9 protein-coding genes are annotated in these 11,836 nt (G+C 63.5%); 5 read left to right on the top strand and 4 right to left on the bottom strand.

Going from position 1 to position 11,836, the window contains the following annotated elements; translation table 11 throughout:
* The first annotated feature begins 315 nt into the window (after nucleotides 1-315).
* Complete coding sequence (dnaG, locus tag DEIPE_RS02700; RefSeq protein ID WP_015234456.1) at nucleotides 316-2,079, top strand: DNA primase; 1,764 nt, start codon at nucleotides 316-318, stop codon at nucleotides 2,077-2,079.
* Nucleotides 2,080-2,089: 10 nt separating this feature from the next.
* On the opposite strand, the gene DEIPE_RS02705 is transcribed toward dnaG, so the two are convergent.
* Both DEIPE_RS02705 and lon read right to left on the bottom strand, forming a co-directional pair.
* Complete coding sequence (locus DEIPE_RS02705; protein ID WP_015234457.1) at nucleotides 2,090-2,614, bottom strand: YqgE/AlgH family protein; 525 nt, start codon at nucleotides 2,612-2,614, stop codon at nucleotides 2,090-2,092.
* A gap of 184 nt (nucleotides 2,615-2,798) precedes the next feature.
* Complete coding sequence (gene lon, locus DEIPE_RS02710; protein ID WP_015234458.1) at nucleotides 2,799-5,264, bottom strand: endopeptidase La; 2,466 nt, start codon at nucleotides 5,262-5,264, stop codon at nucleotides 2,799-2,801.
* A 288-nt stretch (nucleotides 5,265-5,552) separates the two neighbouring features.
* Between lon and DEIPE_RS02715 the strand changes: the two genes are divergently transcribed.
* The 4 genes from DEIPE_RS02715 (at nucleotide 5,553) to DEIPE_RS02730 (ending at nucleotide 9,728) form a co-directional block, all read left to right on the top strand.
* On the top strand, nucleotides 5,553-5,972 hold the full coding sequence (locus tag DEIPE_RS02715; protein WP_015234459.1) for an acyl-CoA thioesterase: 420 nt from the start codon (nucleotides 5,553-5,555) through the stop codon (nucleotides 5,970-5,972).
* Nucleotides 5,973-6,082: 110 nt separating this feature from the next.
* Nucleotides 6,083-6,865, top strand: a complete 783-nt coding sequence (locus DEIPE_RS02720) for a histidinol-phosphatase HisJ family protein (protein WP_041231109.1) — start codon at nucleotides 6,083-6,085, stop codon at nucleotides 6,863-6,865.
* Nucleotides 6,858-8,555 carry a helix-hairpin-helix domain-containing protein gene (locus DEIPE_RS02725; RefSeq protein WP_015234461.1) on the top strand — a complete coding sequence of 566 codons (1,698 nt, stop codon included), beginning with the start codon at nucleotides 6,858-6,860 and terminating at the stop codon, nucleotides 8,553-8,555. The genes DEIPE_RS02720 and DEIPE_RS02725 overlap by 8 nt, the downstream gene beginning before the upstream one ends.
* Before the next feature lie 96 nt (nucleotides 8,556-8,651).
* The gene (locus DEIPE_RS02730; protein ID WP_015234462.1) at nucleotides 8,652-9,728 is read left to right on the top strand and encodes a TRAP transporter substrate-binding protein; all 1,077 of its coding nucleotides are present in this window, start codon (nucleotides 8,652-8,654) and stop codon (nucleotides 9,726-9,728) included.
* 59 nt (nucleotides 9,729-9,787) lie between these two features.
* Here DEIPE_RS02730 and DEIPE_RS02735 read toward each other — a convergent pair whose 3' ends face one another.
* Both DEIPE_RS02735 and DEIPE_RS02740 read right to left on the bottom strand, forming a co-directional pair.
* Nucleotides 9,788-11,113, bottom strand: coding sequence for a TRAP transporter large permease (locus tag DEIPE_RS02735; RefSeq protein ID WP_015234463.1), 1,326 nt, complete (start codon nucleotides 11,111-11,113; stop codon nucleotides 9,788-9,790).
* A gap of 76 nt (nucleotides 11,114-11,189) precedes the next feature.
* Nucleotides 11,190-11,771, bottom strand: coding sequence for a TRAP transporter small permease subunit (locus tag DEIPE_RS02740; RefSeq protein ID WP_015234464.1), 582 nt, complete (start codon nucleotides 11,769-11,771; stop codon nucleotides 11,190-11,192).
* Nucleotides 11,772-11,836 lie beyond the last annotated feature (65 nt).

Consider the following 11,836-nt stretch of genomic DNA (forward strand, 5'->3'; position numbering starts at 1 on the left):
GAGCGCACCCGGCTTTTTACGGCCAGGTTACGGCCAGGCGCGCGTCGGGAAGACGCGCCGCAGGATTTCCCGCGCCCAGCGCACTTGTGAATTTTGTGCACCAGCACGACAAAATCGGCTCTTTACCCTAAGGATTCCGGGATGTACACTGAGGACCTTACCCGCCACACTGAGGGTGGGCGCTCTCAACCTCACTTCACCAGGCCGACAGGGCGGGCTGGCATCGACGTCACATGAGGAGCAGCGTGATGGTCCACGGTGGTGGCCTCACCGGGGGCGAGCACGGCAAGGCGGGGTGAGCGAAGGCAGGGGCGCATGGGCAGCAAAGAGGAAATCCGTGCAAAGTTGAGCATCGCCGATCTGGTCGGTGATTACGTTCAGCTCACCCCGGTCGGGCAAGGTCGTTTCAAGGGCCTGTGCCCTTTTCACAAGGAAAAAACCCCGTCGTTTCAGGTCGACGCCACCCAGGGGTACTTTTACTGCTTCGGCTGCAAGGCCGGCGGAGACGCCTTCTCGTTTCTGATGCGCGTGGAAAACCTGCAGTTCGGCGACGCCATGAAAAAGCTCGCCGCCCGTGCCGGTATCACCCTCGAAGCGACGTACGGAGAGCGAGCCTCGCGCGATCTGTACGATGTGAACGCCTTTGCGCTGGAGTATTTCCGTGAGCACCTGCCGGGAGTTGGGACTGACTACTTTCAGCGGCGCGGTCTGACCGAGCAAACCATCGAGCACTTCGAGTTGGGCTACGCGCCCGGCGAGTGGGACGGCCTGCTCAAACGCGCCAAAGCGCGAGGGATCAGCGAGCGACAGCTTCTGGACGCCGGGCTGCTGTCCGAAAACGCCGAAACGGGCCGCCTGTACGACCGCTTCCGTGGACGGGTGATGTTTCCGATCCGCGATCACCTGGGACGATTGGTGGGCTTTGGCGGACGGGTGCTGGGCGACGAGAAACCCAAGTACCTCAACACTCCCGAAACCGAAGTGTTCAAAAAAGGTGAGCTGCTCTACGGTTACGACAAGGCGCGCGCGCTGGCCCAGAAAAGTGGGGAGCTGGTGGTGGTCGAAGGATACATGGACGTGATCGCCATGCATCAGCACGGGTTCGGCACCGCTGTGGCGACCCTGGGAACCGCGCTCACTGCCGAGCACGCCACGCTGCTGCAGCGCCAGGAAGTACGCTCGCTGGCGCTGCTGTTCGACCGCGACGCCGCCGGGCAGCGCGCCACCCTGGCCGGACTCGATCAGGTGATCGGCTCGCGCTTCGCGGTGAGGGCACTGACAGTTCCAGACGGAAAGGACCCGGCTGATACCCTGCTGGCCGGCGGCACCGAAATTCTGCGGGGCGCCCTGGCGGGTGGCATGGACGAGGTCGAGTACCGGGTGGCGAGCGCGCTCGCGCAGCACGACCTCAGCACGACAGCCGGCAAGCGCGGCATTCTGCAAACCCTTTTGCCGCGCATGCAATCACAAGACCCCCTCGACGAGGTGGCCGAGCGCATGCGCGCGCGGGTCTGTGAGGTGCTGGGCATCAAACCGGAGGCGCTGTTGGAGTGGATTGCCAGCAAAGCCAAGCGCAAGACCCTCAGCGACGTGCAGATCAGCGGCATGCAACAGCAGCCCGACGAGCAGGAAGGCGAACTGCGCCTGCTGCGCGAAATCCTGCAAAATCCCCAGCTGCTCGACAAGCTCGACGGCTTACGCGCCTGGCGCAACGAAACGGTCAGAAAAGTCATGCTGGCCGCGCGCGGCACCAGCAGTGCCGAGGAAATCATCGCCAGCTTCGACGGTCAGCCCGAGCAGCAGGTGCTGATCCGGCTGCTCTTCGAAGCGCGCACTCCCGGCCTGATCGGCCGCGAGAACGCCCGGGTCTTCGAGGAAAAGGTCGCCGAGTCTGCCCTGCGCGCGGGACGCGAAATCGAGAGCAAACTGACCATTGATGAGATGCGCGAGGAGCTGGCCATGCTGAAAAAACAGGTGATGGCGGCCGCTCCTACCGAGCAGATGAATCTGCTCCGACAGATTCAGGAGCTGCAACGCGCTGTCGAAGCCGAGAAGCGCTCGCGCAAGCTGCAGGCCTGAGGGCGGCTTCTCAGGCCTGCGCGCCACCGCTCGCGAGGCTGTGCGGGTCGACACCGAGCAGCTCCCAGGCTTTATCCCAGCGTTCTTCGGCTGGAATCTGCAGCGCCAGTTCGGGTCCGGCCTCCAGAAACACCCAGCTGCCCGCCCGGGTCTCCAGCTCCAGCTGTCCGGCGCTCCAGCCCGCGTAGCCCAGCAGCAACATGAACTCTCCGCCTTGCTCCAGCACCTCCTGCAAGACCTCCAGGCCCGAGGTGACGTGCAGGGTCGCGGCCAGACGCAATTCGCCGGGCTTACCGGTCGGTGTCTCATACAGGCACCAGCCGACCTGCGGCTCGACCGGGCCACCCAAAAAGGCGTGGTCGGTGCGTCCCTCGGCAATGGCGAGGAGTTCTCCGATCGGCATCTCGGTCTGCAAGTTGACAATCAGCCCCATGGCTCCGTTGGCAGAGTGTTCGAGCAGCAGTACCACGGCGCGTTCGAACATGGTGCCCACCATGTGAGGGCTGGCAACGAGGTAGGTGAGGGGCGCGGTCACGGCCTACTCCTGGTATGGCTGGCGGCAAATGCCTTGTGCATGGACCTCCCGGTATCCGCAGTCGAAGTGTGCGGTGAAGCGTGCATTCAGAATGACAGAAAGACAAAGAACGTGCACTTGAGCGCTCCGCGCGGCTTGAGCGGCTGAAAAGACAGGACCCCGAGCGTGCTCGGGGTCCTGAAACTCAGGCGCTGGCGCCGGCGTCGTTCTTGCGGCGGGCAGGCTTGCGCTTGGCGGTCGAACCACGCCGTTCCAGCGCCTGCAGACCACCCACCAGGGCCACGTCGAGCACCTCGTCGAGCGTCTCACAGGGATGGAAGGTCATGCTGGTCCGCAGGTGCGCCGGGATGTCGCGCAGATCACCCTCGTTTGCCTTGGGCAGAATGATGTGCCGGATGCCCGCACGTCGTGCGCCCAGCACCTTCTCCTTCAGGCCGCCGATGGGCAGCACTCGCCCGGTCAACGTGATTTCGCCGGTCATGGCGACGTCACGGCGCGCCGGGATACCCGTCAGGGCCGATACGAGACTCACGCTCATGGTCGTTCCGGCGCTGGGACCTTCTTTGGGAATGCCCCCAGCCGGCACGTGAATGTGAATCTCGGAATCGTCGAGCCGTTCACGCGGAATGTGAAAACGCTCGGAGTTGGTCTTGGCGTAGGTCAGCGCGGCACGCGCGGATTCGCGCATCACGTCGCCCAGCTGCCCGGTCAGCACCAGGCCCTTGCCGGGCATCACCGAGGTCTCGATAAAGAGGATGTCACCGCCCACCGGGGTATAAAACATACCGGTGGATACGCCCACCATGTCCTCGCGCGCTTCGTGCTCGGGGGTGTAGCGCGCGTTACCGAGGTACTTCTCGAGTTCCTTGTCGGTCACCTTGGCGCGCTTGAGCTCGCCCGTGGCGATGCGGCGTGCAACCTTGCGGGCGACAGTGCCAATCTCGCGCTCCAGGTTGCGTACGCCCGCTTCGCGCGTGTAGTGGCTGATGAGCTTTTCGAGCGCCGCGTCGGTGATGGCGATCTGGTTGCCCTTCAGGCCGTTCTGGGTGAGCTGGCGCGGCAGCAGGTAACGCTTGGCGATTTCCAGTTTCTCCTGCTCGATGTAGCTGGAGAAATCGATGACTTCCATGCGGTCCATCAACGCGGGCGGAATCTGCTCGGGATAGTTGGCGGTGGCGATGAACATCACTTCGCTGAGGTCAAAGGGAACACCCAGGTAGTGGTCGGTGAAGTGCTGGTTCTGTGCCGGGTCGAGAACTTCCAGCAGCGCCGCACTGGGGTCACCCTGGTAGCTGGAGCCGAGCTTGTCGATCTCGTCGAGCAGCACCACCGGGTTCTTGGTGCCCGCCGTGCGCATGCCCTGCACGATGCGCCCGGGCATGGCGCCGATGTAGGTGCGCCGGTGACCACGGATGTCGCTCTCGTCTCGCGCGCCGCCCAGGGCGATGCGAACGTACTTGCGTCCGAGTGACTTGGCGATTGACTGCGCGATGCTGGTCTTACCGACGCCAGGAGGACCGGTGAACACCAGAATCGGTCCCTTGTTGACCTCGGCCGCGTCGATCTCGCCCCGCTCGGCGCGCTCCTTGCGAAGGCGGCGCACCGCCAGGAACTCCAGCACACGGTCCTTGACCTTCTCCAGACCGTAGTGGTCCTCGTCGAGAATTTTGACTGCCTCGACGATGTCGAGACTGTCATCACTGCGGCTGCTCCAGGGCAGCTCGGTGATCCAGGTGAGGTAAGTGCGGATGACGCCCGCTTCGGCAGCGTCAGGGTGCATGCGCGCGAGGCGGTTGACTTCCCGGTCCACTTCCTTGCGTACGTCAGCGTTCAGGCCGAGCTTTTCAATCTTGGCACGGAACTCCTCGGCCTCGTCGCCTTCCTCGCCTTCGTTGCCGGAAAGCTCTTTCTGGATGGCCTTCATCTGCTCGCGCAGATAGTATTCGCGCTGATTGCGGTCGATTTCTTCCTTGACCTGCTGGCGGATGCGCTGCTGTACGCTCTGCACTTCGGCTTCGGCGTCCAGCAGGGTCAGCACCTTGCGCAGGCGCTCGGTGAGGGACACGGCTTCGAGAACACTTTGCTTGTCCTCGAGCTTGAAGTCCATGTTGAAAGCAATGTGGTCGGCGATCTGGCCGGGGTCCTCGAGGTTCTGAATGTGCTGAACCGTCTCGGGAGCCATAAACTTGCCGCCCTGAATGAGCGCTTCGAATTTCGTCTCGAGTTCCCGTGACAGCGCTTCGAGTTCGACGCTCTCGCCATTCTCGACTTCGATGGCCTGTGCGTCGGCGCGCAGAAACTCGCCCTTGCTGTAATGGGAGGCGCGCACGCGCGACAGGGCCGAAACCAGCATCTGCAGGGTTCCGTCCGGATTCTTGCGCACCCGCAGAATCGAGCAGGCAGTGCCGATCTCATACAGATCGTCGACATCAGGATCGTCGAGGTCCTTGTCACGCTGCGAGACGATCATGATGACCTTGTTTTCGTTCATCGCCGCGTCGATGGCGGCAATGGACAGCGCGCGGCCCGCATCGATGTGCTGGACCATGGTGGGATAAATAACGCTGCCGCGCACCGGGCAGACCGGCATGTTGCGGGGCAACGGGGTGTGGCTCTGGATCCCTTCACTTGGCGTGTTGGCTGCGGGCATGTATCGCTCCTTTGAGGCGGGTTGGGGACGAGGCTCTTGCCCAAGAAAGTTGAGTGCAAGTCTATCAAGTTTCTAGAGGTGAAGCAAGTGCGGAAGCACCACCCACAGAACGAAAACGCCTCTGATCACCAGTTCTATTCGAGCACTCCTTTCTGGTAGCTACCTTATTCCTTACTCCTATTGACCTTACTCTTCCCTTACAGGTCTCTTAGGAGAACGCATGGAGAAGGTGGCGTGCGGGCGCGCACTTCCCAACGGATGCGGGGGCGAGGCCGCTAGACTCAGGCCATGGACTCTCCCACCCCGCGTACGCTGGCCCCTCGCTCCTCGGCGAGAATGCTGGAGCTGGTGTTTCCCAAGGACACCAACTACCTCGGAACGGCCTTTGGCGGCTTCGTGCTGAGCCTGATGGACAAGGCAGCGTCGGTGGCTGCCGTGCGCCATTCCCGCCGCGCAGTGGTCACTGCCCGCATGGATGGCGTCGATTTTCACGTGCCCATTCGCGCCGGGGACGCCGTGGCGCTCGAAGCCGAGGTCACCCGGGTGGGCCGGACCAGCATGACCGTGCGCGTCGACGTCTACCGCGAACAGCTGGCCAGCGGCGAGCAACAGCTGGCCACCAGCGGCACCTTCGTGTTCGTGGCGGTGGACGATCAGGGCCGCCCGGTAGCGGTGCCGCCCCTGAGCGCTGCGTCCTCACCGGACTGACCCTCCGGCTTCGCGTGTTCTCGCGGGTACCGGAGGGGTAGCATGGGCCCACGACGCCCATGCCCCAAGACTTCAAAAACCGACCGTCCGCGCTGTACTTCGATTCACACATGCACACTCCACTGTGCCAGCACGCCACCGGCACCCCGCTGGAAATGGCGCGGGCCGCGCTCGACGCCGGCCTGGCCGGAATCACCTTCACGGACCACATGCCCATGCCGGCCTGGTACGACGCGCCCTGGCGCATGCGCCGCGATCAGCTCGACCACTATGTCAGCTCGGTCCGCGAAGCCCAGAGCGCGTTTGCCAGCCGGCTGGAGGTGCGTCTGGGGCTCGAGGCCGACTTTCATCCCGGCACCGAGCACTGGATCGAGGAAGTCCTGAGCGCCCACGAGTGGGATTACGTCATCGGCAGCGTGCACTACATCGGCGCCTGGGGATTTGACAATCCCGAATTTCAGGACGAGTACGAACGCCGTGACCCGGGCGCGCTGTACCGCAGCTACTACGCGCTCATCGAAGGCGCCGCACGCAGCGGCCTCTTCGACGCCATCGGTCACCTCGATCTGCCCAAGAAATTCGGTCTGCGCGCTCCTGAGGACGGGCCCGCCCTGGCAGCGCTGGATGTGATTGCCGCGCGGGGCCTGGCGCTCGATTTCAACACGGCCGGGTGGCGCAAGGTAGTCGGGGAAGCCTATCCTTCACCCGAACTGACCTATCAGGCGGTCGCGCGCGGCATTCCCTTCGTGCTGGGCAGCGACGCGCACTCCCCGGAAGAAGTCGGCTACCGCCTGGGCGACGCCCGGCAGCTCCTGTTGGAAGAAGGCGCGCGGGTCGTCACCTTCAAGGCGCGCATTCTGCAGGAAGAGGACAGTGAGGCGCAGCGTGGATAAAAAGCAGGTGGTGAGCGTACTCAAGGGCACCGCCGACGTGCTGGAGCTGCTGGGCGAAGACCCCTTTCGGGTCAAGGCCTTCGCGGCGGCGGCGCGTTCGTTCGAGGCCCTGGAAGAACCCTTCGAGGACGTCGTGGAACGCGGTTTCCGGGGTGTGCGTGGTATTGGTGCCACCCTGGGTGCCGAGCTGCGCGAATACGCCGTGTCCGGGCAACTTCCCAGTTTCGAAGCGGCCGCCGCGCTCGTGCCGCCGGGGGTCCTGAGTCTTTTTCGGGTGCGTGGACTGGGACCGAAAAAGATTCAGGCCCTGTGGCGCAGTGGCGTCAGCTCCCTCGAGGAGTTGCGTGAAGCCTGTCTTGACGGACGCGTCGCGGCCCTCAAGGGCTTTGGCGCCAAAAGCCAGACGGCCATCCTGGAAAACGTCGAGTTCGCCTTGCGTGCGCAGGGCCGCCAGCACCTTTCGACTGCCTGCACGGTGGCCGAGCAGCTCTGCCGCTCGCTCTCGGGCTTTTCGCCGTGCGTGGCGGGCAGCCTCCGGCGCGGTCTGGAAAGCGCGGGCGACGTGGACCTCACGGTGACCGGAGAGCGTGACGCGGTGCGTTCAGCCCTCGATGGACTGGTCAGCGACCTGAGGCACGCTCCGCACCCGGCCTGGCAGGGCGAGGTGAACGGCGTTCCCGTCGAGGTCGGCTACGCCAGCGCCGAGACGCGAGGCGCCCTCGATTTGATGTGTACGGGCGGCGCACTGCGCACAGAGGTGCTGCGACACGCCGAGCAGCGTGGTTTCACCCTGGACAGCCACGGCCTGCGGCGTGAGGGAAGGCTCATTCCGACGCCCGATGAGGCGGATGTTTTCGCGGCGCTCGAAGTGCCCTTCGTGCCTCCCGAGTACCGTGAGGAGGAACACCAGCGGTATGGCATCGATCAGCTGCCCCCTGCAGAAGAACTGCTGCGCAGCGAAGACATCCTGGGGCTGCTGCACACCCACTCGACCTGGTCCGACGGCACTGCCAGCCTCCGCGAAATGGCCGAGGAAGCCCGGCGGGTGACGCAGGGCCAGGGTTATCTGGGTACGGGCGACCATTCAGTGAGCGCACACTACGCGGGCGGCCTCAGCATCGAACGGCTGCGCGAGCAGGTGCGGGAAGTGCGAGAACTGCAGCGTGCGGGCCTACCGATCCTGGCCGGAGCGGAGGTAGATATCCTCGAAGACGGCTCGCTCGACTATCCCGACGAAGTCCTCGCCGATCTCGATTACGTGGTCGCCAGCGTTCACAGCTACTTCCAGCTCGACGCGGCGCGCCAGACAGAGCGGCTCGTGCGGGCGGTGTCGCATCCGCTGGTAACCATCCTGGGCCACCCGACCGGACGCCTGCTGCTGCGCCGCCCTCCGTACGAACTCGATCTGGACGCCGTGCTGCAGGCGGCCAGCGAGCGGGGTACGGTGGTGGAGATCAACGCCAACCCTTACCGTCTCGACCTCGACTGGCGCGAGGTGCTGCGCTGGCGGGGACGCTTGCAGTTTGCCATCAACACTGACGCGCACGTGCTGTCCGGGCTGCGTGACTCGCGTTACGGCGTGATGGTGGCGCGCAAGGCCGGGCTGAGACGACAGGATGTCGTGAATCACCTGAGCCTGGACGCCTTTCAGGCCTTTGTAAAGCAGCAGCGCCTTACGCGCGCCATCTAAAATCTCACATTGTACGATTCACCGGATATTCAGCGTGCGCCCACGCGTGCTAGACTCTCGGAAATTCCAAATTGTCTGTTGCTCAGGAGGACTGTCATGAACCGTAGAAAGTTCCTAAAGGGCGCTGGGGCCGCTGTTGCCGTCAGCACCGTGTTTTCGCCGTACAGCTTCGCTCAGAACCGCAACGTCCGCTGGCGTCTGGCCAGCTCCTTTCCCAAGTCGCTCGACACCATCTTCGGTGGCGCGGACGTCATCGCGGACCGCGTCAACAAGATGTCGGGCGGCGCCTTTCAGATCCGCATCTTCGAAGCGGGTGAACTCGTGCCCGGAACCCAGGTGCTCGACGCCGTGCAGGCGGGCACTGTGGAGTGCGGACACTCTGCCGGTTACTACTACGTCGGCAAGGAAGCAACCCTCGGTTTTGCCACGGCGGTGCCGTTTGGACTGACCGCCGATCAGCAGAACGCCTGGATGTACCACGGAGGCGGCCTGGACCTGCTGCGCGGTGTGTACGACAAATTCGGCATCGTGCAGTTCCCGGCGGGCAACACCGGCACCCAGATGGGCGGCTGGTTCAAGAGGGAAGTCAAGACGGCTGCCGATCTCAAGGGCCTCAAGATGCGCATTCCCGGCATCGGTGGTCAGCTGATGGCCCGACTGGGCGTCAACGTCCAGCTGCTCCCCGGTGGTGAGGTCTACCTGGCCCTTGACCGCGGCGCCATCGACGCGGCCGAGTGGGTCGGTCCATACGACGACGAGAAACTCGGTCTGCACAAGGCAGCCAAGTTCTACTACTACCCCGGCTTCTGGGAGCCCAGCGCGACGCTCGATCTGATGGTCAACAAGCGCGAGTACGAGCGTCTGCCCGCCGAGTTCCGCGAAATGCTGGCGACAGCCGCAGCCGAGGCGAACATGTCGATGCTCGCCGAGTACAACGCCAAGAACCAGGCCGCGCTGCAGCGCCTGGTCAAGGGTGGCACGCAACTGCGCCGCTTCTCCAACGATATCATGAACGCCGGGCGCAAGGAGATGGACGCGCTGCACGCCGAGAATGCCGCCAAGAACGCCGATTACCGGCGCGTGTACGCGGCTTTCCAGTCCTTCGGCAAAAATGTCCGGGCGTGGCATAACACCGCGCAGCAGACGTATAACAACTACGCCAACACCAAGTAAGCCTGGCGTGGTGCAAAAGGAGGCGGGGGCCATGGCCCCCGCCTCCTTTTGCCTGGAACTTACGGACCTGCCGCGCGCAGCGAAGTCAGCACCGGGAAGAAAATGACCAGCAGCAACACCAGCAGCTGAATACCGATGAAGGGCAACACTCCCCGGTAGATGTCAGCGGTCCGCACAGCAGGCGGCGCGACACCTTTGAGATAGAAGAGCGAAAACCCGAAAGGTGGCGTCAGGAACGAAGTCTGCAGGTTCACGCCCAGGATGATGCCGAACCAGACTGGATCGATGCCCAGCTCGCGGGCCACCGGGGCGAGCAGCGGCAGAATGATAAAGGCGATCTCGAAAAAGTCGAGGAAACAGCCCAGGATGAACACCGAAACCATCGCCACGATCAGAAAGCCCGTGGTGCCGCCGGGCAGGTTGGCCAGCAATTCCTGCATGAAGATGTCGCCGTCCAGCGCGCGGAAGACCAGGGCGAAGGCCGTCGAGCCGATCAGGATAAAGATCACGAAGGTCGTCAGACGGGCCGTACCGTCCAGTACCGAATACAGGTTGCGCCAGCCGAGGCGGCGGTTCATGGCGGCCAGGATCAGCGCCCCGATGGCGCCCACCGCGCCGGCCTCGGTGGCCGAGGCCACACCGAAGAAAATCGAGCCCAGCACCAGCAGAATCAGAATGAGCGGGGGGAACATCGCCCGCACGACCTGCATGGCCAGCTGCGCGCGTGGAATGTTGACTTCCTCGGGGGGCAGGGCAGGCGCCGCCTGCCAGCGGGTTCCGGCCACGATCAGGGTATACACGATGTACAGTGCCGAGAGCATCAGTCCCGGCACGATGGACCCGAGAAACAGGTCACCCACCGACACGCCCAGCACGCTGCCCACCACCACCAGCACCACCGAAGGCGGAATGACCTGTCCCAGGGTGCCGGAAGCGGCAATGACACCACTCGCGAGCCCCTTGTCATACCCGTAGCGCAGCATGATTGGCAACGAGATCAGGCCCATGGTGACGACCGTGGCCGCCACGACGCCGGTGGTGGCGGCCAGCAGCGTGCCCACCAGAATCACCGCGACGGCCAGGCCTCCGCGCAGACGCCCAAAGAGCAGACCTGCCGTACGCAGCAGCTCCTCGGCGATCCCTGACTTCCCGAGCATATTGCCCATGAACACGAAGTACGGAATGGCCAGCAGCGTGAAGTTGCTCATGGTGCCGAAGATGCGGTCGGGAAGTGCGCGCACCAGTCCAATGCTGAACTGATCAGTTGCCAGCCCGAGCAGGCCGAACAGAATGGCCGTACCGGCCAGCGCAAAGGCCACCGGATAGCCGCTGAAAATCAGGACGAGCGCCCCGAAAAACATGATGGAGCCCAGAATTCCATCCATCAAACAATCCCTCCGCGCTGTGATGTGCGCGACCGACAACCCAGAGGCAAGCGCCGCGACATATTCCCAGGGCGTCTCATGGGCCTTCCACCACTTCAGCCTTGATCAGCTCAAGCTGGTCCTTGCGCTCTTCGTGCAGACGTCCCATCAGAATCGCCGCAGACTTGATCAGTTCCGAAACGGCCTGCAGCAGCAGGAGCGCGAAACCCAGGACGATCGCGAACTTGATGGGATAGCGGGGCAGTCCGCCCGGATCAGGCGAGCCTTCCCGGATCAGCCACGAAGTGTAAAAGAACTGCCAGTTCACGTAAAGCATGATGATGCAAAAGGGAATCAGAAAGAGCAGTGTTCCCACCAAGTTCGTGATGGCCCGGCCCCGAGGTGTCATGCGGGCATAGAACACATCGACGCGGACATGTTCGTTGTGACGCAGGACATAGGCGCCACCAAGCAGGAACACGAGTGAGAACAGGTACCACTGCCATTCGAGAAACGAGTTCGAGGTCAGGTTTTGCCCGACCGCGCGTCCGATAAAGCGCCCGATAACGTTCCAGACACCGACCAGAATCATGACCATGGTGATGACGGCGATGACGGCTCCAAACCAGCCGGAAACCCGGTCAATGGCGCGGGAGATACTGAGTAGAAATGACAACACGACCCCCTTCAGGTTGACCTGGCATCGGCAACCAAGATGAATAAAAACTTAAAAATCAGTATACG

It is taken from the genome of Deinococcus peraridilitoris DSM 19664 (genome assembly GCF_000317835.1).
Taxonomy (GTDB): Bacteria; Deinococcota; Deinococci; order Deinococcales; family Deinococcaceae; genus Deinococcus_A; species Deinococcus_A peraridilitoris.

What these genes read in the sequence shown, in the direction of transcription:
- DEIPE_RS02730 (WP_015234462.1), top strand. Translation starts at nt 8,652, where the DNA reads ATGAACCGTAGAAAGTTCCTAAAGGGCGCTGGGGCCGCTGTTGCCGTC.
- dnaG (WP_015234456.1), top strand. Translation starts at nt 316, where the DNA reads ATGGGCAGCAAAGAGGAAATCCGTGCAAAGTTGAGCATCGCCGATCTG.
- lon (WP_015234458.1), bottom strand. Translation starts at nt 5,264, where the DNA reads ATGCCCGCAGCCAACACGCCAAGTGAAGGGATCCAGAGCCACACCCCG.
- DEIPE_RS02720 (WP_041231109.1), top strand. Translation starts at nt 6,083, where the DNA reads ATGCACACTCCACTGTGCCAGCACGCCACCGGCACCCCGCTGGAAATG.
- DEIPE_RS02735 (WP_015234463.1), bottom strand. Translation starts at nt 11,113, where the DNA reads ATGGATGGAATTCTGGGCTCCATCATGTTTTTCGGGGCGCTCGTCCTG.
- DEIPE_RS02715 (WP_015234459.1), top strand. Translation starts at nt 5,553, where the DNA reads ATGGACTCTCCCACCCCGCGTACGCTGGCCCCTCGCTCCTCGGCGAGA.